The following is a 19,805-nucleotide window of genomic DNA, read 5'->3' on the forward strand; positions in this document are numbered from 1 at the left end:
CTCCAGCTCCCTGCCATACGACTATTTGACTATGAACCCATGCGCGAACGGATCGCGATCGTCGATGAAGATGGTGTTCAATCCGGTCATCCGCGCCCACCCCCCGATCGAGGGAATGATCGCCTTCTTGCCGGCCACTTCGACCTCGCGCTCGACCCGCCCCTTGAACAGCGAACCGATGATCGATTCGTGCACGAAATCGTCACCCGCCCTGAGCTTGTCCTTGCCGTGAAGCTGCGCCATGCGCGCCGAGGTGCCGGTGCCGCAAGGCGAGCGGTCGATCGCCTTGTCGCCATAGAAGACCGCGTTGCGGGCATGCGCTTCGGCATGCTTCGGCGCACCCGTCCACAGCATGTGCGACAGCCGGTCGATGCCGGGATTTTCAGGATGCACAAACTGGTATTTTTCGTTCAGCCGCTGCCGCACGACAGGGCTCCAGGCGATGAAATCGCCGGCGGTGTAGTCGGCCATGTCGCGGTAGTTTTCCTGCGGCTCGACGATGGCGTAGAAATTTCCGCCATAAGCGACGTCGACCCTGATCTCGCCGAGTACAGGGCATTCGACCGAAAGCCCTTCGGCATAAAGGAAGGACGGCACGTTGGTGATGCGCACTTCCTCGACATAATCGCCGACCTGCCTGTACTCGGCAATCACGAGGCCGGCCGGCGTGTCGAGGCGCAGCGTGCCCGGCGTCTTCGGCTTGATCAGCCCGTGCTCGATCGCCATCGTCACCGTGCCGATCGTGCCGTGGCCGCACATCGGCAGGCAGCCCGACGTCTCGATGAACAGGATGGCGACATCGCAATCCTCGCGCGTCGGCGGATAGAGGATCGAGCCCGACATCACGTCATGGCCGCGCGGCTCGAACATCAGCCCGGTGCGGATCCAGTCGTATTCGGCAAGGAAATGCGCCCGACGTTCCATCATCGTCGCGCCTTCGAGGCGGGGGCCACCGCCCGCCACCAGCCGCACCGGATTGCCGCAGGTGTGGCCGTCGATACAGAAAAAGGAGTGGCGCGCCATGATGATACCTTGCGTCAGAAACGTTGGGCGGAAAAGGGGGTGAGATCGATCGCCGACTTTTGACCCAGCATGCGCTCGCGCACCAGCCGGCCGGTGGCCGCCGCCTGGGTGAGGCCAAGGTGACCATGGCCGAAAGCGTAGTGGACGCCGGCTTGGCTGCGCGAGCCGCCAATGACCGGCAGCGAATCGGGCAGCGACGGGCGGAAGCCCATCCATTCGCGCCCGCCCGAAGTATCGAGACCCGGTAGGAACTTGCGCGCCTTCTCCAGCATCGCCTTCGACCGCGCATAGTTCGGCGCCCGCGAGATGCCGCCCAGCTCGACAGCGCCGCCGACGCGCAGGCCGGTGGCAAGCGGCGTGATGACGAAGCCATGGCCGGAGAAGATCAGCTGTCGCTTGACGTCGAAAGCACCGGTGGGGAGCGTCGTGTTGTAGCCGCGCTCGGTTTCGAGCGGGATGACGTCGCCGAGCTGACGGGCGAGCAGATGCGACCAGGCTCCGGCAGCGATCAGCACCTGGCGGGCGAACAGCGTGCGGCCTTGCTTGAGCTGGATCAGGATGCGGTCACCAGCCGGCCGGACAAGCCCGACATCGCCCTTGACGAAGGAAGCGCCGCTGACCTCGGCATGACGCCAGATCGCCTTGCCGAGATCCTTCGGGTCGGACACCGTCTTCCAGCCGGGCACGAAGGTGCCACGCGTGAAGCGGTCGGCCAGCCCGGGCTGATAGTTTGCGAGTTCGTGCTTTTCGAGATGCCGGTAGGCGATGCCGAAGCGGTCACGCGCCGCCCAGCTCGGCAATGCCGCCTTGAACTCCGCCTCACGCTCGTAGAGTTCAAGCGAACCGTCCTCGCGCAGCATCGAGCCGGTACCCGAGCGCGCCATCAGCGACGCCCACTCCTGCTCGGCGAGCTTCATCAGCCCGGCCTGCGCGGCAAGGCTCGCCTCATAGTTGGCGGGCGCCCCGGCACGCCAGAAGCGGAAGAGCCATGGCGCAAGCTTGGGCAGGTAGGCAGGTGGAATGGTCAGCGGGCCAAGCGGGTCGGCCAGCCATTTCGGTACGTTGCGCATCATGCCCTTGTGCGCAAGCGGCAGGACATCGGAGAACGCAAACGCCCCGGCATTGCCGGAGCTGGTTTCCTCGCAGACGCCGGTGCGGTCAAAGACCGTCACCTTGCGCCCGGCCTCGGCGAGATAGGCAGCCGCCACGATGCCGACGATGCCGGCGCCGATGATGGCAATGTCGATCTCGTCGACCGCTGCACTCATGCCTTGCTCCCCTCCGAGCCCTGCCCTTACCAGATCAGAACGAAGGCAGCTTGGGGCGGACTTCCAGGGCGTCCTTGATGATCTTCTCGACCGCGTTGCGGCGCTCGCCCGACAATGGCTTGCGCGGCATGCGCACACGATCGTGGGAGCCGATCGCCAGCACCTCGGCAAGCTTGATGTTCTGGACCAGATAGGTCGAGACGTCGAGGTCGAGCAGCGGGCGGAACCAGCGGTAGATGGCGAGCGCCTCTTCGCGCCGGCCCTGCTTCATCAGCTGGTAGATGGCGACGGTCTCGCGCGGGAAGGCGACGACGAGGCCTGCAACCCAACCGATGGCGCCGACCGAAAGAGCCTCGAAGGCGAGGTTGTCGACGCCGGTGAACAGGTCGTAGCGGTTGCCCAGGCGGTTGATGATCTCGGTCGAGCGGCGGATGTCGTCGGACGATTCCTTGACCGCGACGAAGCGCGTGTCGGACGCCAGTTCCTCCATCTGGTCGACGGTGACGTCGACGCGGTAGGCGAGGCGGTTGGAGTAGATCATGACCGGCAGGTCGCCGGCCTCGGCCACGGCGCGAAGGGCCGCCACCGTCTCTTCCGGGTTGGTGTGGTAGATCGGGCTCGGCACCACCATCAGGCCGGACGCGCCTTCCCTAGAGGCGCGCTTGGCGATGGCCGCCGCCTCGCGGGTGCCGGCCTCGTTGACCGTCAGCAGCACCGGCTTGCCGGCGGCGACCTTCTGGGCGGTCTTCAGCACCTCGATCTTTTCGTCATGCGAGAGCATCGGGCCCTCGCCGAGCGAGCCGGCGACGATCAGGCCGTCACATCCGGCCTCCATCTGCAGCGCGAAGCAGCGCTCCATTTCGGCATGATCGAGGCGATCGTCCGCCGTGAATTTGGTGGTGACTGCTGGGATGACTCCGGCCCACATGGCGCTCTCTCCATCTGATATATCAGTGATGTATGACGAGGCGACCAACATTGTCAATCGGCAATCGCATCTGATATATCAAAAATATATCATTGCGCTTTCAAGAGATTCGGTCATGCAAGCTGAGAAACTGGAACCGGCTGCGACACGGGCCTACCACGAGCTCGAACGGCTCATCGTCACCCTCGAACTCGCCCCTGGGACCATTGCCACCGAAGGTTCTCTGATCGACAGGCTTGGCCTTGGCCGCACGCCGGTGCGCGAGGCGATCCAGCGCCTGGCCTGGGAAGGACTGGTCGAGATCAGGCCGCGCGCCGGCCTGGCGATTGCGCCGCTGCACCCCGGCGACTGGCTGCGCGTGCTCGACGCGCGCCGCGGCATCGAGGTCGTGCTTGCTCGCTCGGCGGCGCGCTTCGTCACCCGCGATGCCGCCAACCAGTTCCATGCCGCAGCCCTTGCGATGCAGAAAGCAGTGATCGCAGCCGACGTGCTCGGCTTCCTCGCGGCCGACAAGGCGCTCGACGAGGCGCTCGCCCTTGCCGCCGACAACGATTTCGCCGCCCGCCTCGCAGCACCCCTGCAGACCCACAGCCGGCGTTTCTGGTTCCGCTATCAGCGTGACACCGGCCTCGCCGCGTCCGCAGAACACCACGTCGCGCTGATCCGCTCGATCCTTGAGCACGACGAGGAAAGTGCAGCGCAGGAAGCCGAGCGGCTGATGGCGATGCTGCGCGCCCATGCCGAGGCGGCAGCGACGCGGTAAGGCCGCATGATCGATCAATGTCTCGGTTCGGCTTCCCTGACTTCATCAGCGGCGCTCTCCCAGCCGTCGCCGGCGGCGAGCACACAGCTGCGGCCTCTGACATCCGACAACAGCACGGTCCAGGTGCCATCGGCGGAGATGTAGATTTCGACGATGGCCGCGTCGCTGGCGACGCCGTAACCAAGGCGCCGCTCGTGAAAACTGTCCGTCAGGCCGGCCACGATCGCGTCATGGTCGCTGCAGAACAGCTCTGCAACTGCCGGGGTGGCCGGCAGCATCAGCGCCAAGCCGACGGCCGCCAGCCCGCTTGTGTGGAATGCGGGCGCGAGCGCCATTCGACACCTCCTTGCCGCCGCATCTGTGCGGGAAGGTAACGACCCATCTTAACACGAAGGGCCAGTGGAAGCCCCGGAAGCATTGGGCCTTCCGTCATTCCGTGCAGGCCCTCGCACCCGGGGCATATTGCTGCACACCGCCGCAACAAGCGGCGGCACGTCAGCCCTGTCGGGGATCACACAATGGCAGCTTTGCGATAGCGTCGTCCGTCAGCAGTTTTCTCAGGTTTACCGACGACACCAGGAAGTACAGTTCGTCCGCCTGGCTGCGCATGAAAATCTCTGCCGCGAGCGCGCCGGGGTTGATGGCACCGTCGCGGCATCCACCCTTGATCGTCACGGATATGCTGCCCTTGCCGTCCTTCCGGCCGGTCGCCTTGAAAGCGCGCGCCTTGGCCTGCGCGGCGGCGAGCCGGGCCAGGTCCGCCTGCGCGACGCGAGCGACCTGGATCCTTTCGAAGGAAGGGCTGGCCGACACGCCCGGCGCATTGTCGCCTGATACGATTTCGAGCGGCAAGGCCTCGTTGACCGGTCCATAAGGTGCCGGCGCCTCCATCGCGAAATGTAGCACGACATCGCCGGTGCGCAGCTTGAGCGGAACAGGCATGACGGCTGCGACGCTCATCTGCTCCGGCGCGATCTCTAGAGGATCAAGGGCTGCGAGCCTGGTCAGCGCCATCGGATTGAGCGAAGCGCAGGCAGACAGCGTCAACAGCGAGGCCAGCCCTGCAATCGAACGTCCACGCACCGACATAATGCCTCCATATGGTTGTTTGACAGCACTGACTTATTGTTTTACGATAATTTTTGCAAACAGAATTTGAGAGGCCGGAATGGAGACTGCCCGCGAGCGTGCCCGTTTGCTGAGCCGGCGCATGGAAAAGCTCATCCTCGTGCTGATGGCCATTCTCGGCCTGTTCGTCCTCTACGGGCTGGTACTGGCCTGGTCCGACCCGACCTGGATCGGCACGTTCGTGATCGAAAGGCTGGCACTTCCCAAGCCGCCGCAGTTCTCGACCTCGACGATGCTGTTGCTGGCAGCGGCATTTCTCGCACAGGCCGGATTGCTCGGATGGGCGCTGCAGACGCTGCGGGCGGCGTTCCGCGAGATCGGCCTGCATGACATCGTCGGCGCAGAAAGCGCGCGCCTGATGCGCCTGTCAGGCGTGGCTTTTCTGACCAACGCGATCGCCATGGCGTTGGCCCCGCCGCTGGTCTCGCTCATCGTCAGCCTCGACATGCCGGCCGGCCAGCGGTTCCTGGCGATCAGCTTCGGCACGCACGAACTGCTGGCCCTGATCCTGTCGGGCATACTGATCGTCTTTGGCCACCTCCTTGCGGTGGCCGCCGAGGTCGACGACGACAACAAGCGGTTCGTCTGACATGCCGGTCATCGTCAATCTCGACGTCATGCTGGCGCGCCGCAAGATGCGTTCCAAGGAACTCGCCGCCAAGATCGGCATCACTGAGCAGAACCTGTCGCTGCTGAAGTCCGGCAAGGTGCGCGGTGTCAGGTTTTCGACGCTCGCCCGCATCTGCGCCGAGCTCGAGTGCCAGCCGGGCGACCTGCTGGAGTACCAGCCGGGACCGGAAGAAGAGGACGGAACGTAAAACGGGCGCCCAATGGGCGCCCGTTCATTTTCCCGCTAGAAACGGTCAGTTCATCGTCGGGATGATGAACTCCACGCCGTTGGGCTTAGTTCATCGTCGGAATGACGAACTCCGCACCGTCCTTGACGCCCGACGGCCAGCGCGAGGTCACCGTCTTGGTCTTGGTGTAGAAGCGGAACGCATCCGGACCGTGCTGGTTGAGGTCACCGAAGGACGAAGCCTTCCAGCCGCCGAAGGTGTAGTAGGCGATCGGAACCGGGATCGGCACGTTGATACCGACCATGCCGACCTGGACGCGCGAAGCGAAATCGCGGGCGGCGTCGCCGTCGCGGGTGAAGATCGCCACGCCGTTGCCCATCTCGTGGTCGTTGGCCAGCTTGATGGCGTTCTCGTAGGTCGGCGCGCGCACCACCGAGAGAACCGGGCCGAAGATCTCTTCCTTATAGATGCGCATATCGGCGGTCACATGGTCGAACAGACAGCCGCCCATATAGAAGCCGTTCTCGTAGCCCTGCATCTTGAAGCCGCGGCCGTCGACGACGAGCTTGGCGCCTTCCTTGACGCCGATGTCGACGTAACCCTTGATGCGCTCCAGCGCCTCACGCGTGACGACCGGGCCGAAGTCGGCGGACGAGTCGGTCGACGGGCCGACCTTCAGGCTCTCGACGCGCGGGACCAGCTTTTCCATCAGCCGTTCGGCGGTGTCGTGGCCGACGGGAACGGCCACCGAGATCGCCATGCAGCGCTCGCCGGCCGAGCCGTAGCCGGCCCCGATCAGCGCGTCGACGGTCTGGTCCATGTCGGCGTCGGGCATGATGATCATGTGATTCTTGGCGCCGCCGAAGCACTGCACGCGCTTGCCGTTGGCGCAGCCCCGGCTGTAGATGTACTGGGCGATCGGCGTCGAGCCGACGAAGCCGACGGCCTTGATGTCGGGATCGTCGAGGATCGCGTCGACAACCGTCTTGTCGCCGTTGACGACGTTGAGGATGCCTGCCGGAAGGCCGGCTTCGAGGAACAGTTCGGCGATGCGCAACGGCACGCCCGGGTCGCGCTCTGACGGCTTCAGGATGAAGGCGTTGCCGCAAGCAATCGCCGGCGCGATCTTCCACAGCGGGATCATCGCCGGGAAGTTGAACGGAGTGATGCCGGCGACGACGCCGAGCGCCTGGCGCATCGAGTAGACGTCGATGCCGGGGCCGGCGCCGTCGGTGAACTCGCCCTTCATCATGTGTGGAGCGCCAATGCACACTTCGACAACTTCAAGGCCGCGCTGGATGTCACCCTTGGCGTCGGCAATGGTCTTGCCATGCTCGCGCGCCAGAAGCTCGGCCAGCGAGTCGTATTCCTTGTGCACCAGCTCCAGGAACTTCATCAGCACGCGGACGCGGCGCTGCGGATTGGTGGCCGCCCAGGCAGGCTGTGCTGCCTTGGCATTCTCGACGGCGGCGCGCAGTTCCTGCGCCGAGGCAAGTGCCACCGTGGCGCGTACCGAACCGTCCATCGGCTGCAGCACGTCCTGCTTGCGCCCGCTGGTGCCGGCGACATGCTTGCCGCCGATGAAATGACCGTAATCGACCATTGCTTCTCTCCCAATTCTTTGTTGATGGCTCATTGTCCCGCTTAACGCGCGCCTTTGCAACGCGAGGGTGAACGCAACCGTTGTGCAGAAAATAAAGTACGACGGGAGCTTGAATGCGATTTCATGCATAGTAGGGTGCACGGATCGTAGCCCTTCGCCTGAGGTCGGAACCACCGATGAACTGGGATGACGTCCGCATCTTCCTCGCCGTCGCGCGCACCGGCCAGATCCTCGGTGCGGCACGGCGGCTCGAGCTCAACCACGCAACCGTATCTCGGCGCGTGGCAGCCCTCGAAGAGGCGCTGAAGACAAAACTCTTCCGCCGGCTGACCACCGGCAGCGAACTGACGCCCGCCGGCGAGCGCTTCCTCGAAGTCGCCGAGCGCATGGAAGCCGACATGCTGACTGCCCGCGCCGAAATTTCGGGCGAAGGCGACGAAGTGTCGGGCACGGTGCGCATCGGCGCGCCTGACGGATTCGGCGTTGCCTTCCTGGCGCAACGCCTGGGCACGCTGACCGCCCAGCACGCCGACCTGCGCATCCAGCTCGTTCCGGTCCCAAGGACATTTTCACTGTCGCGGCGCGAGGCAGATATCGCCATCACCACCGAGCGGCCGAGCGAAGGCCGACTGGTGGCGGCAAAGCTTGTCGACTATTCGCTCGGCCTGTTTGCTTCCCGCGCCTATGTCGAACAATGCGGCCTCCCCACCTCGCGTCCCGAGCTTTCGGCCCACCGCCTGATCGGCTACGTACCCGACCTCGTGGTCAGCTCATCGCTCGACTACGCCGCCGAGTTCAGCCCGTCATGGGAGTCCGCCTTCTCGATTTCGTCCGCGCTCGGGCAGGTCGAGGCGGTGCGCTCAGGCGCTGGCATCGGCATACTGCACACCTTCATTGCCCGCAGGATTGCCGACATCGTGCCGGTAACGGCGATCCCGCCAATCCGCCGCGCCTACTGGCTTGTCTATCACGAGTCCGTCCGGCCATTGCGCCGCATCCAGACGGTGGCGGGCTTCATCACCAAAGCTGTGGAACGCGAGCGGGCGCTGTTCATCTGAACAGCCTTCCGACAAGCTCACACATCCGCTAACGTCGGTACTCCAACCGAGGAAACCGATTTGCTGCCCCGTCCCTACGCAGAATTGCTGCGCAAGGCCCGGCGCGCCACGAGGCGCGCCGATGAGGCCGAAGATCTGTTGCAGACGGTTCTGGTCGCGGCGGTCGAGGCGGGGCGCACCGACCTGTCGAATGTCGAGAACCGGCGCTGGCTTGAAGGCGCATTGCGACGCCGCGCCGCCTTCGACGCGCGTTCGGCAGTTCGGCGCAGAAAACGAGAACAACCTTTCGCAGCCATCAGCTGCGAGCCAAAGCCCCAAGAAGCCTTGCCGGTCAGGTTCGTCGCGACCTTGCCCCCTGGCTTGCGCACGACGACGCTGCTGGCGCTGACAGGCCATACGCGGCAGGAAATCGCCTGGCTGCAGCACCTCGCCGATCCGGCCTTGCGGCAGCGCATCGCAGAAATCCGGCGGCGCTGGTTGGCCTATGGCGGTGGCTCCTTTGGGGAAATTCCGGGCCTGACCGGCACTCTTGCCTTCGGCAGCATCAGGCGTTCCCTGCTCGCTTTGGCCAGGCAACCGGGCGCCCTGCTCGCCAGCCACGACCCCGACGGGCACCTTTTTGTCGTCGGCACCTCACAAAACCCGGCGGCACGGCAACTCAACAGGCGTGCAACCGACCTCACGGAGTGACCATATGTTCGGCAAAAGCAAACTGGGTAACATCTGCTACTACGTCTCGAACATCGACAAGACCGAAGCCTTCTATCGCGATGTCATGGGTCTCGAGCTCCAGCGCATGGAAGGCGACGCCGACACCGCCGGCGACTGGCTGCTCGCCAATACCGCCAATGGCGTCGACCTGATCTTCTTTGCGATGGAGTCCCGGCCCGGCAACTCACCGATCATCGTCTTCGAGATCGCCGACGGCGGCATCGATGACATCGTGTCGACGCTGGCCGACAATGGCGTGACCATCGTCACCCCGGTGAGCCACGCGCCGGGCGGATGGTCATCCGAATTCACCGATCCCGACGGCCACGTCATCTCGATGTACCAATCGGCGGAGGCGCCGCGCTCGCTGAAGAAGGTGGCCTGACGTCAGGCCCAAAAGCGCTCAGGGCCAAGGCCGCTGATATCGATCTCCGGCTCGCGGCCGGAGATCATGTCGGCAAGGATTTTCGCCGAACCGCAGGCCATGGTCCAGCCTAGCATGCCGTGGCCCGCGTTGATGTAGAGGTTCGGCAGCTTGGTCCGTCCCAGAACCGGCGGACCGTCAGGCGTCATCGAACGCAAGCCGCACCAAAAGCGCCCTTCGCGCAGATCGCCGGCATCCGGAAACAGCTCGCTTAGCGCACGCTCGAGCGGCACCCGACGCTGCTCGTGCAGGGTCAGATCGAAGCCCGAAATCTCCACGGTGCCGCCGATGCGGATGCGGTCGCCAAGCCGTGTGACGGCGACCGTGCCGGCAACATCGATAACACTCGAGGCAGGCGCTGCATCGACGTCGGCGATCGGCACCGTCAGCGAATAGCCCTTCAGCGGATAGAGCGGCAGGCGCTGGTGCAGCTTACGCATGAAGCGTTCGGAATAGCTGCCCGCCGCCAGAACGAACGCGTCGGCGTCCTCATGGCCGTTGACCGTGACGCGCTGAACTTTCCCGGCCCAGGCATCGATCGAAAAGACCTTCTGCCCGAACTTGAACACCACACCGCGCGCGGCGCACAACTCGACCAGGCGCTCGGTGAACAAGCTGCAGTCACCGGTCTCGTCGTCAGGCAGGCGCAGGCCGCCAGATAAGCTGTGGCGCGAGCGAACAAGACCGGGCTCCACTTCAACGCATCCCGCCGCATCGAGAATTTCGTACGGCACCTCGAGCCTGTCGAGCACGGCGACATCCGCAGCGATGCCGTCGAGTTGTTCCTGGGTGCGAAACAGTTGCAGCGTGCCATGACTGAGCTCGTCATAGGCGATGCCGGTGCCTTCGCGCAGCACCCGCAACATGTCGCGGCTGTATTCGGCGAGCGGCACCATCAGCGACTTGTTCGCCTGGTAGCGCTCGGCCGTGCAATTGCGCAGCACCCGGGCCAGCCACATCCACATCTTGGGGTCGAATTTCGGCCGGAAGGAAAAGGAGTCATCCTTCATGGCGAGCCATTTCAGCGCCTTGAGCGGCAAGCCAGGTGCTGCCAGAGGCGAGGCACAGCCGGAGGCAATCTCGCCCGAATTGGCATAGCTGGCTTCTTGCGCCGGCCCCTTCTGGCGGTCGTAGACGACCACCTCGTGGCCGGCCTCGGCAAGATAGTAGGCAGTCGTCACCCCGATGACGCCGCCGCCGACGACTATGACCTTCATTGCGCCCCCAGATACAGGCTCCGACATATCAGGTCGATTTCGGAGCGTGCATATTCCCGATTTGCGGCTGCTTCGAGCACTCTCCGAAGCGCGGCAGACGGCGCCGGTCAGGCCGCAGACGGGCCCGGATCATCGCCATTTGTCGAGATGTGCCGGATTTTTCCCGGCACGCCAAGAGCTTGCGGCTCATCGGCGCTGAACACCAGCACTGGAAAGCGGCGTTCAGATGGGTCGGGACGAAGGTCCGGCGTCGCGATGCCCGGCCGCGCCGCCTCGGGCTGGTAGTGAATCTCGTCGACGCAGATGGTCTCGGTTGCACCGCGGCCGCAGTCGATCGATATCGACTGGCCCTTGCGCAGGCCGAGCAGGGCAAGCCCGCGCGGCACGGTGATCGGGATGATCTGCCCGACCATGCCGTCCATCGGCCCATGCGCCACGATCCGGGTATGCGGCGCGCCACCATCGACGCTGAAGGTGACGCGGCTGTTCAGCGTCACCACGTCGGCGTCGGCCTCATTCGAAAACACGACCTGGGCCGAAGCGAGCTTCCGGCGCAACAGCGCCACCAGCGGACCGCCCGACCAGGCGAGGCGGTCGAGCATCGTCTTGACGATGGCAAAATCCTTGGTCGTCAGCTGACATTTGGACATGGCTTGTCTCCGCAAGCACCGGGTTGTTGCCCGGCATGCAGCGCCAAGGCGTCAAGGTGGACGCGCAGGCGGGATTTCAGGAGTGGGCTGGCAGGAGCGCGCCGTCAGTTGGCGTCCGCACGGGGTGCTTCGACGGTCACGATCTCCAGTTCGAGACGGCGCCCGTCGCGCGATGTCCAGGCAACTGACTGACCTTCGCGAAGACCGATCAGCGCTGCACCCACCGGCGTCAGGATCGAGACCTTGCCTTCGGCGATGTCGGCCTTGCCGGGATAGACCAGCGTCACCGTCTTGACCTCGCCGTCGCCGCCGCGGAACGTCACGGTCGAGCCCATGCGCACGACATTGGCCGGGATGCGGCTGAGCGGCTTGATCTTGGCGCGCTCCATTTCGGCGAGCAGTTCCTCGGCGATTCCAGGTAGACGTTCGAGGCTGGATTCGGCGAGGCCGGTCAGCCTGGCATGATCGTTTTCGCTCACCACGATCTCATGTTCGCGGCGCTGCTTGATGTTCTGGCGCAATGGATACTCCACGGATTCTCGTCCGGCCGTGGCGGAAACGCTCACGACCGGTCCGTCCGCGCAAAAGCGGACGTGCCCAAATGTTCAGACCGTTCCGCCCAGCGGCCCGGTGCTCATGATTTCATGCATTGAAAAGTGCCCCGCAGGCTCGGACGTCGCATAGCGACCGAGCCGGGGCTAGGATCCCGCGATGGGGCAGACCCGGAACAAGGCAAAGCTGCCAATATGAGCGTAAGTGCACATGGCCGGAGGGTCGCCGACCCCGCCCTGCTTGTCAAGGGCGGCCGGCCAGATGCTATCCGGCCAAGTATTATCCGGCCAGGTGCCTGAACGCCGCCACGACCTCGTCATAGACCTTGCGCTTGAACGGCACGATCAGTTCCGGCAGCTCGAACATCGGCTTCCACGCCCAGCGGTCGAATTCGGCCGAATGGCCGCCCGGCGGCGGGTTGATGGCGATCTCGCTTTCCTCGCCCTCGAAGCGGAAGGCGAACCATTTCTGCGTCTGGCCGCGATATTTGCCCTTGAGGGCGATGCCGAGCAGATGCGGCGGCAGGTCGTAGTTGATCCAGTCGGGCGCCTCTGCAAGCAGGCTGACGCTGCGCATGCCGGTCTCTTCATAAAGCTCGCGGAGTGCGGCCGGATACGGATCTTCACCCTTGTCGATGCCGCCTTGCGGCATCTGCCACAACTGGTCGGTATCAGACAGTTCGCTGTCCGGCTCGGCGATGCGGTGGCCGGCCCAGACCATCCCCCTCGCATTCAGCACCATGATGCCGACGCAAGGACGGTAGGGCAGATCTGCGGGCGCTTTCAGGGTCTTCGACATCAAGTCCTATCCTCGTTCGGGGTCGCTCGCGACAGCCGAGATCGGCACGATCTCGATGCCGCGCTTGCGTGCCTCGCTTGCCCACGAGGCCACGGCGTCGACGGTGACGTCGAATGCATTGCCGGTGCCGATGGCAAAGCCCTTTGCGCGCGCCGTCCGCTCCAGCTCGTCGAGCTTGTCGAGGATCGCGCCGCGATCCTGAACGCCGTCGATGATGGCATCACCAGCAGCAAACGGCACGCCGTTCTTCAACGCTGTCTCAGGTGCGAGGCTTCGTGCCGATGTGCCGTCGTCGACATAACCGATACCACGCTTGCCGAGCTCGGCCATCATCACGCCCATCGCCTCGGGGTTCGTCGAGAAGCGCGCCCCCATGTAGTTCATCACGGCGGTGTAGTTTGTCGTCCGCGACAGCGTCCAGCGCAGGTTCTTGAGGATCTCGTCGGCACCGGCCTCGACGGTCAGCGTGTTGCGACCGGGATTGACGTTGGGAAAATCGAACGGCTCGAGCGGCACCTGCATGACGATCTCGTGGCCCTCGCGCCGCGCCGCCTGCATCCATCGGCCAAGGCTGTTGCCCTGCGGCGCGAAACCGAGCGTGATCTCCGGCGGCAGCTTGCCGATCGCCGTCTGGGTTCCGGTCTGCGACAGTCCGAGCCCGCCGATCACGATCGCCACCCGCGCGCCACGCGCACCGGACCAGGCCCGGGCATAGACGTCGAACGGACGGCGCCCGTCGGCGGCGCGGATCGGCAACGGCCCGGAGGGGCTGGCCTCGATCAGTGCCTTCTCCGGCAAATGGGCGACGCGCACATTCAGCCCGACGGCAGAGGGATCGCGGACGACGACGGCACCACCCTCGCTCTCTGGCGGGTTGACGCGGATGATCTGCGGGCCGCCGCTTGGCGTCTGTGCCGGCTTCGGTTTGGCCACGGGTTGTGCGGGCGCCGCGGCAACCACCTCGGGCGTAACCACCGCAACGACTTCAGGCGTGCGATAAGGCTTCTGGCGAAAGGCGATCGACGCCGACGCCGCCACCAATGCCAGGACGCACAGGCCGGCAAGCAGCGGCCCCTTGCGCAGCCAGGCAGAGCGCTTGCCAGTCGGACGGCGCGGCGCCTGTCCAAGCGGACGGTCGATTTCCTTTTCGATCTGCACCACGCCGTGCCCTGTGGCCGAAGCCAGCCTCCCCCGAATCAAACTGCCGGAACCTTGCGGTCCCGGCAGCATGGCATTGTCACGTAAAGCAGGCCAGCGCTTCGCCGGTCGCCCCTTACTGCTGGTTCATCACGGCCTTGTCGGGGTTGGGCGGGAAGGCCGGATCGGTCTTCTGTCCACGCAACAGCTCCAGTGCGTAATTGAGCTGCAGGTCGTCCTTCGGCTCCGGCGGCACATAGGCTGCCGAGCCCGAACCCTTGTCGCTTTCCTCGGCCCCCTTGATATGGCCCTTGAGTTCGGACTCGCCACGGGTCACGTCGCGGCCCTGCAGGTCTGCCGGCAGCGGCTGGTCGACCTTGATGTCGGGCGTGATACCCTTGCCCTGGATCGACTTGCCTGACGGCGTGTAATAAAGCGCCGTCGTCAGCCTGAGCGCGCCGTTTTCGGCCAGCGGGATGATGGTCTGCACCGAACCCTTGCCGAAGGACTGCGTGCCCACCACGGTGGCGCGGCGCAGATCCTGCAACGCGCCAGCCACGATTTCCGAAGCACTCGCCGAACCGCCATTGATCAGGACGATCAGCGGCTTGCCGTCGATGTCGTCGCCGGGACGCGAGTCGAAGCGGGTGATGTCCTTCGGATCGCGGCCGCGGGTTGAAACGATCTCGCCGCGGTCGAGGAAGGTGTCGGAAACGCTGACCGCCTGGTCGAGCAGGCCGCCAGGGTTGAGGCGCAGGTCGAGCACATAACCCTTCAACTTGTCCGCCGGGACCTGCTTCTTGATCGTGGTGATCGCGTTTTGCAGGTCGTCGAAGGTCTTTTCGGTGAAGGAGGTGACCTTCAGGTAGCCGACATCGTTGTCGACGCGGAACTTGACCGCCTTGACCTTGATGACGTCGCGCATGATCGACAGCTCGATCGGCTTGTCGGCGCCTTCGCGCAGGATCGTCAGCTTGATCGGGGTGTTGATCAGGCCGCGCATCTTTTCGACGGCGTCGTTCAGCGTCAGGCCGCGAACTTCCTCGCCATCGATCTTGGAAATGTAATCGCCGGCCAGCACGCCTGCCTTGGCGGCGGGCGTGTCGTCGATCGGGGTGATGACCTTGACCAGCTCGTTCTCCATCGTCACCTCGATGCCGAGGCCGCCGAATTCGCCCTTGGTCTGGACACGCATGTCCTTGGCCGCTTCAGCGTTGAGATATGACGAATGCGGATCGAGCGAGGTCAGCATGCCGTTGATGGCGTTCTCGATCAGCGACTTTTCGTCCGGCGGGGTCACATACTGACCGCGCACGCGTTCGAAGATGTCGCCGAAGATGGCGAGCTGGCGGTAGGTTTCGGAACCCGCCGCATTCGCTGTCGAGCCGGGCGCACCGTACACCAGGCTCATCGCGGAGCCTCCCATCAGCGCCCCGGCAAGCAGAAGCGACAGTTTACGCATCATTTCATGTCCTTCCAGAGGTACGGTCCGCCCACCACGGGGTCGGATCGACGGGTTTTCCATCCTTGCGGAACTCGACATAGAGTTCCGGCGTCGCATTTGCATTGTCCGAGGCTGAGGTGCTCGCCACCCTCGCCTCTCCCATCGCACCGATCGGCTCGCCTGCTAGTACGGACTGACCCGGCGCGACGCTGATTCTGCTCATCCCCGCCAAGACGACATGATAGCCGTCGCCGGCGTTGAGGATCAAGAGTTGACCATAGGAGCGGAAAGGCCCCGCATAAAGAACGCTTCCATCCGCCGGAGCGGTGACGATGGCGCCCGATTGTGTCGCAACCATGTCCCCAAGCATGGTGCCGCCGATGCCATCGTCGGCGCCGAAGCGGCGTTTGATACGCCCGGCGACCGGTAGCGCCACCTGCCCCTGGAGCAAGGAAAATGGAGCGGAAGCAACAAGTTGGTTGGCTTCCGGCACCACCGGAACGACCGGTTCGTTTGCTGCCTTGGCTGCCTCCGCGGCAGCCTTTCGAGAGGCCTCTGCGTCGGCGGCCTTCTTCGCCGCCTGCTTGTCGAGCGAGGCGATCAAATCTTTGAGACTTTCGGCTCGCGCTGCGAGTTCGACTGAATTTTTCGTCTCTTCGGCAAGCGCTGTCTCGGATTCCGAGCGTAGCCGGTTCTTGGCTTCGAGCAGCAGGTCCAGTCGCGCCTTTTCGCCGGCCTGCGCCGTCATCGCGGTTGTCAGGCGGTCACGTTCCGCCTCGATCGAGGCCACAACCCGTGACAGCTCCTTGAGGTCGGCCATCAGAATCTCGGTCTCGGAGCGCAGCTCGGGCACCACGGCGCCGAGAAGGATGGCGCTGCGGATCGACGACAGCGCGTCTTCCGGCTTGACCAGGATCGCCGGCGGCGGATTGAGGCCCATGCGCTGCAACGCGCCAAGCACCTCCGCCAGCACGCCGCGGCGTATGTTGAGCGAGGTGCGGATGCCCGCCTCCTGCTCTTTCAGCCCTTCGACCTTGCCGGCGATATCTTCGATGTCTTGGGCGAGCTTGCGCTCAGTCTTTGCCGACTGGATCAGCGCCGCGGTGATCGAGGCGTGATCCTTCTTCACCTGGGCAATCTCGGCCGCCAGCTTTTCGCGCCGCTCGGCTGAAACCTCGATGACGCGCGACAGGTTCTCGAGTTCGGACCGCGTACGGTCCGGGTCCGGCAAGGGCGGGCCTACCTGGGCCAATGCGGCTCCGCAGGCGAGCGCGATCCAGCCTGCGGCGACGATGCCGCGGCATGGTTGGAGCCACGACTTCACTGGGGAATTCCGCGCCATGCGATGATCCGGTTGTATGCTTGCGACCTTAGCGGCGGCATCGTTAACGAACCATCAACCATGTTCACCGGGCACGACCGCGGGCGGACTTTTGCCCAGCCATTTTGTCAAATTCCGGACGCTGCCATTATTTTCCTGTTCGAATTTGTATAGTGGACGCGATACGCCTTGTCGGAGAACCCACATCACAAGACCAAAGAGGTTCCTCTCACTGGCATGTATCTGCTCGGCACTTATCGCAGCGACGGATGCGTTGACCATCGAGAGCCGCGCCATAGGCGACGTATATTCGCTCTACGAATACTTGTCTGGTCAGGACCTTACCGGGGCAGCCCAAGAGAAGCTCGCAACCTTGGCGTGCCGGAAAAGGACGACGCCGCCTTTGTACTTCGGCACCAGCGTTTTCAGCTGCAATATGCAGACCTTATGCGGTAATCCAAACGAGCACGTGGTCTACTATTCCCGAAACAGAGGCGCATACATGGTGCCGGATCCATTTGCCGAACGGTTCGCCAGATCCTGCCCGGAAATGCTAACTGACAAGGCGCTTGCCGACATGTCAGCCCATTCACGCGCGATGATAGGGATGCCCTGAAAGAATGGTCGCCGCGCGATAGAGTTGCTCGCCAAGCATGATGCGGACCATCTGGTGCGGCCAGGTCGCGGCACCGAACGAAATCAGCATCTGGGCTTCGTTGCGCAGCGCCTCGTCGTGGCCGTCAGGACCGCCAATGGCAATCATCACGCCGCGCTGGCCGCCGTCGCGCAGCGACGACATCTTGTCGGCAAATTGCTGCGAGGAGAGATTCTTGCCGCGTTCGTCGAGCAGGATGAGTGCGGTTCCCGGCGCCATCTGGGCGCGCAGCCTGTCGGCTTCTTCGCGCCGCCGCTCATCAACGGTCTGGGCACGGCTTTCTGCGATCTCGGTAACTCCGGAAAAGTCGAGGCCGAGCGGGCCGCCGCTTTTCGAGAACCGATCGAGATAGCGGTCGGCGAGTTCCTTCTCGGGGCCGGCTTTCATCCGGCCCACGGCATGTACCCAGACTTTCATCCCTGGCGTCTAGCGGCTCAATGAACCGTTTCTTCCTCGAGATCCGGCGCCTGCCACATCTTTTCGATGTTGTAGAACTCGCGGATTTCGGGCCGGAAGACATGGACGATGATATCGCCTGAATCGATGAGGACCCAGTCGGCACCTGACAGCCCCTCGACGCGGGCGGCGCCGAGACCGGCATCCTTCAGCGCTGTGAGGAGATGATCGGCAACCGCCGCGACATGACGGTGCGATCGACCCGAGGCGATGACCATGTAGTCGCCGAGGCTCGATTTCCCCTGAATGTCGATGGAGACGATGTTTTCGGCCTTGGAGTCTTCCAGACTGTCAAGGACTGTCTTGAGGGCGCGGGCAACGGCGTCGAATTCGCCTATCCCGGCCGGCGAAGGCATGACTTCCGCCTTCTTCCGAAGTGCTGTTCTCAGTGTCTTTCCTTTCCGACAGGAACAACCAAATCACCCTGAACTCGGGCGACACCATTTAGATAGGCAGAGTTAGGCTACAGTTTCAAGACAGCGACAACAAGTTGATCGTTCCCGGCAGCCCTCGCGCCAGGGTTCCTATGGCTCGGTCGACGGCGGCAGCTGGGCCGACATCGGCGCAAAGCTGCCAGCATCGGCCTCCGGCACCGCCGGACTGATACGCAGGCGCCAGAGCACGAAAGCGGTGAACAACGCCGCGATGGCAGTGGCGACATACATGAAAGCCTGGGTTCCGTAGACAGCCGTCAGCAAGGTGCCGAGGCCGGGAACGATGAAGCCCGACAGCGACCAGGCAAACAGCATGCTGCTCGACAGTGCCACGAGGTCGTCCTTGTGGGCGCGGTCGCTGGCATGCGCGCTCGACAGCGAGTAGATCGATTCGCTGGTGCCGCTCCACACGACATAGATCGCGACCATCAGCGGCAGGGCACTGCCGTCGAAACGGTTTGCCGCAATCCCGGCGATCACCACCAGGAGCCCCGCCGCCACCAGCACATAGCGCCGGTCGGTTCGATCGGAGATCCAGCCAAGCGGGATCTGGAACAGGAGCGTACCGAGGGGCATGGCAAACAACAGGGTCGCCACCTCCTGCTGGCTGAAACCGCTCGCCGTGGCGTGGATCGGCGCGAAGCCGGCGATCATCATCGACAGACCACCAACCGCAAGCATACCGGCGACGCCGACGGGAGAGATCCGCCACGCCCGCGCCAGCGCCACTGAGGCCGCCAGCGGTGGCGGCGGCTGCCGCAGCCGGGTCAGCCCGACGGGCAGGATCGAGATGGCGGCGGAGGCCACGCAAAGCAACGGCGCCTGCGCGGTTGCGATGTCGACGAAGCGCAGCAGGAACGAACCGATACCGAGGCCGACGACATAAGCGACGTAGAAGATCGCCATGACCCGGCCGCGTATGTCGTTGCCGACGGCGTCGTTGAGCCAGCTCTGCGCGACGATGAACAAGCCGCAGATGGCAAATCCATAAAGCGCCCGAGCGGCGATCCAGACGAAGGGGAACGTGCCCGCAGCGACGGCAACGTTGGACAGCACGATCAGGGCGGAAAACACCATGTAGGCACGGGCATGGCCGACACGGCGCACCAGCGCTCCGGTGAGCAGGCAGCCGGCAAGGCCGCCCGCCGACAGGCCGGTCAGCATCGTGCCCGCCCAGGTCGGCCCATAGCCCGCGGCCCCCAGGCTGACAGGGATGTAGCCGAACATCAGGCCGTTGCCGACGGCGAGCAGCGCCATCGCCAGGATCACACCGGCAACGGCGATCGCCGGCGTGTGGTCGCCCTCTTCGACTTCGCTGATCATCCCGTGCCGTTGTTCCATGCAGCCAGTTTCGCGGCTGCGATACATTGGCGCCGCTGCATTTGCGACATCGGCCGTGCAGGTTCAGCCAATAGTCTGGACTGGATCAAGACGGGCC

The 19,805-nt window shown here is 64.3% G+C and carries 22 protein-coding genes; 6 read left to right on the forward strand and 16 right to left on the reverse strand.

Annotation, left to right across the window (positions count from 1 at the left end; translation table 11 throughout):
• Positions 1 to 21: 21 nt before the first annotated feature.
• Genes HNQ95_RS14160 through HNQ95_RS14170 form a run of 3 tightly spaced genes read right to left on the reverse strand, consistent with a single transcriptional unit; the run spans position 22 to position 3,219 of the window.
• Entirely contained in the window at positions 22 to 1,023 is a 1,002-nt protein-coding gene (locus tag HNQ95_RS14160) for a 4-hydroxyproline epimerase (protein ID WP_067956631.1), read from the reverse strand.
• A gap of 14 nt (positions 1,024 to 1,037) precedes the next feature.
• Positions 1,038 to 2,291, reverse strand: a complete 1,254-nt coding sequence (locus HNQ95_RS14165) for an NAD(P)/FAD-dependent oxidoreductase (RefSeq protein WP_067956629.1) — start codon at positions 2,289 to 2,291, stop codon at positions 1,038 to 1,040.
• A 34-nt stretch (positions 2,292 to 2,325) separates the two neighbouring features.
• Positions 2,326 to 3,219: a dihydrodipicolinate synthase family protein gene (locus tag HNQ95_RS14170; RefSeq protein WP_067956627.1), complete on the reverse strand. Its 894-nt coding sequence runs from the start codon at positions 3,217 to 3,219 to the stop codon at positions 2,326 to 2,328.
• 115 nt (positions 3,220 to 3,334) lie between these two features.
• Between HNQ95_RS14170 and HNQ95_RS14175 the strand changes: the two genes are divergently transcribed.
• Positions 3,335 to 3,982 carry a GntR family transcriptional regulator gene (locus HNQ95_RS14175; RefSeq protein WP_067966034.1) on the forward strand — a complete coding sequence of 216 codons (648 nt, stop codon included), beginning with the start codon at positions 3,335 to 3,337 and terminating at the stop codon, positions 3,980 to 3,982.
• A gap of 14 nt (positions 3,983 to 3,996) precedes the next feature.
• Here HNQ95_RS14175 and HNQ95_RS14180 read toward each other — a convergent pair whose 3' ends face one another.
• Together HNQ95_RS14180 and HNQ95_RS14185 are read right to left on the reverse strand one after the other, a co-directional pair.
• Positions 3,997 to 4,317, reverse strand: coding sequence for a hypothetical protein (locus tag HNQ95_RS14180; RefSeq protein ID WP_246340713.1), 321 nt, complete (start codon positions 4,315 to 4,317; stop codon positions 3,997 to 3,999).
• Positions 4,318 to 4,477: 160 nt separating this feature from the next.
• Positions 4,478 to 5,071, reverse strand: a complete 594-nt coding sequence (locus HNQ95_RS14185) for a hypothetical protein (RefSeq protein WP_067956625.1) — start codon at positions 5,069 to 5,071, stop codon at positions 4,478 to 4,480.
• A gap of 79 nt (positions 5,072 to 5,150) precedes the next feature.
• Here HNQ95_RS14185 and HNQ95_RS14190 point away from each other — a divergent pair, with 79 nt between their 5' ends.
• Positions 5,151 to 5,699 carry a hypothetical protein gene (locus tag HNQ95_RS14190; protein ID WP_182574265.1) on the forward strand — a complete coding sequence of 183 codons (549 nt, stop codon included), beginning with the start codon at positions 5,151 to 5,153 and terminating at the stop codon, positions 5,697 to 5,699.
• A gap of 1 nt (position 5,700) precedes the next feature.
• On the forward strand, positions 5,701 to 5,928 hold the full coding sequence (locus HNQ95_RS14195; RefSeq protein WP_067956621.1) for a helix-turn-helix domain-containing protein: 228 nt from the start codon (positions 5,701 to 5,703) through the stop codon (positions 5,926 to 5,928).
• A gap of 85 nt (positions 5,929 to 6,013) precedes the next feature.
• On the opposite strand, the gene HNQ95_RS14200 is transcribed toward HNQ95_RS14195, so the two are convergent.
• Complete coding sequence (locus HNQ95_RS14200; RefSeq protein WP_067956617.1) at positions 6,014 to 7,510, reverse strand: CoA-acylating methylmalonate-semialdehyde dehydrogenase; 1,497 nt, start codon at positions 7,508 to 7,510, stop codon at positions 6,014 to 6,016.
• Between the two features lie 176 nt (positions 7,511 to 7,686).
• On the opposite strand from HNQ95_RS14200, the gene HNQ95_RS14205 reads away from it, so the two are divergent.
• The 3 genes from HNQ95_RS14205 (at position 7,687) to HNQ95_RS14215 (ending at position 9,664) form a co-directional block, all read left to right on the forward strand.
• Positions 7,687 to 8,568, forward strand: a complete 882-nt coding sequence (locus HNQ95_RS14205) for a LysR family transcriptional regulator (RefSeq protein ID WP_182574264.1) — start codon at positions 7,687 to 7,689, stop codon at positions 8,566 to 8,568.
• 84 nt (positions 8,569 to 8,652) lie between these two features.
• Complete coding sequence (locus tag HNQ95_RS14210) at positions 8,653 to 9,258, forward strand: transcriptional regulator (RefSeq protein ID WP_246340712.1); 606 nt, start codon at positions 8,653 to 8,655, stop codon at positions 9,256 to 9,258.
• A 4-nt stretch (positions 9,259 to 9,262) separates the two neighbouring features.
• Positions 9,263 to 9,664 (forward strand): VOC family protein, encoded by a 402-nt coding sequence (locus tag HNQ95_RS14215; protein WP_067956611.1) that lies wholly within the window; start codon positions 9,263 to 9,265, stop codon positions 9,662 to 9,664.
• A 2-nt stretch (positions 9,665 to 9,666) separates the two neighbouring features.
• Here HNQ95_RS14215 and HNQ95_RS14220 read toward each other — a convergent pair whose 3' ends face one another.
• The 10 genes from HNQ95_RS14220 to HNQ95_RS14270 form a co-directional block, all read right to left on the reverse strand.
• A complete protein-coding gene (locus tag HNQ95_RS14220; protein WP_067956609.1) occupies positions 9,667 to 10,920 on the reverse strand; it encodes a D-amino acid dehydrogenase in 1,254 nt (417 codons plus the stop codon).
• Positions 10,921 to 11,027: 107 nt separating this feature from the next.
• Entirely contained in the window at positions 11,028 to 11,570 is a 543-nt protein-coding gene (locus tag HNQ95_RS14225) for a GreA/GreB family elongation factor (protein WP_067956608.1), read from the reverse strand.
• A 104-nt stretch (positions 11,571 to 11,674) separates the two neighbouring features.
• Positions 11,675 to 12,091 (reverse strand): nucleoside diphosphate kinase regulator, encoded by a 417-nt coding sequence (rnk, locus tag HNQ95_RS14230; protein WP_067956606.1) that lies wholly within the window; start codon positions 12,089 to 12,091, stop codon positions 11,675 to 11,677.
• A 310-nt stretch (positions 12,092 to 12,401) separates the two neighbouring features.
• Positions 12,402 to 12,920, reverse strand: a complete 519-nt coding sequence (locus HNQ95_RS14235) for an RNA pyrophosphohydrolase (RefSeq protein ID WP_067956604.1) — start codon at positions 12,918 to 12,920, stop codon at positions 12,402 to 12,404.
• Between the two features lie 6 nt (positions 12,921 to 12,926).
• Positions 12,927 to 14,081, reverse strand: coding sequence for a divergent polysaccharide deacetylase family protein (locus HNQ95_RS14240; protein WP_157096993.1), 1,155 nt, complete (start codon positions 14,079 to 14,081; stop codon positions 12,927 to 12,929).
• Positions 14,082 to 14,193: 112 nt separating this feature from the next.
• Complete coding sequence (locus tag HNQ95_RS14245) at positions 14,194 to 15,522, reverse strand: S41 family peptidase (protein WP_067956602.1); 1,329 nt, start codon at positions 15,520 to 15,522, stop codon at positions 14,194 to 14,196.
• 1 nt (position 15,523) lies between these two features.
• Positions 15,524 to 16,843: a murein hydrolase activator EnvC family protein gene (locus HNQ95_RS14250; protein WP_182574263.1), complete on the reverse strand. Its 1,320-nt coding sequence runs from the start codon at positions 16,841 to 16,843 to the stop codon at positions 15,524 to 15,526.
• A 568-nt stretch (positions 16,844 to 17,411) separates the two neighbouring features.
• Entirely contained in the window at positions 17,412 to 17,894 is a 483-nt protein-coding gene (rlmH, locus tag HNQ95_RS14260; protein WP_067956598.1) for a 23S rRNA (pseudouridine(1915)-N(3))-methyltransferase RlmH, read from the reverse strand.
• Positions 17,895 to 17,911: 17 nt separating this feature from the next.
• Positions 17,912 to 18,289 (reverse strand): ribosome silencing factor, encoded by a 378-nt coding sequence (gene rsfS, locus HNQ95_RS14265; RefSeq protein ID WP_067956597.1) that lies wholly within the window; start codon positions 18,287 to 18,289, stop codon positions 17,912 to 17,914.
• A gap of 168 nt (positions 18,290 to 18,457) precedes the next feature.
• Positions 18,458 to 19,690 carry an MFS transporter gene (locus HNQ95_RS14270; RefSeq protein ID WP_246340711.1) on the reverse strand — a complete coding sequence of 411 codons (1,233 nt, stop codon included), beginning with the start codon at positions 19,688 to 19,690 and terminating at the stop codon, positions 18,458 to 18,460.
• Positions 19,691 to 19,805: the final 115 nt, after the last annotated feature.

This window comes from Aminobacter ciceronei (assembly GCF_014138625.1).
In the GTDB taxonomy this organism is placed as follows: domain Bacteria; phylum Pseudomonadota; class Alphaproteobacteria; order Rhizobiales; family Rhizobiaceae; genus Aminobacter; species Aminobacter ciceronei.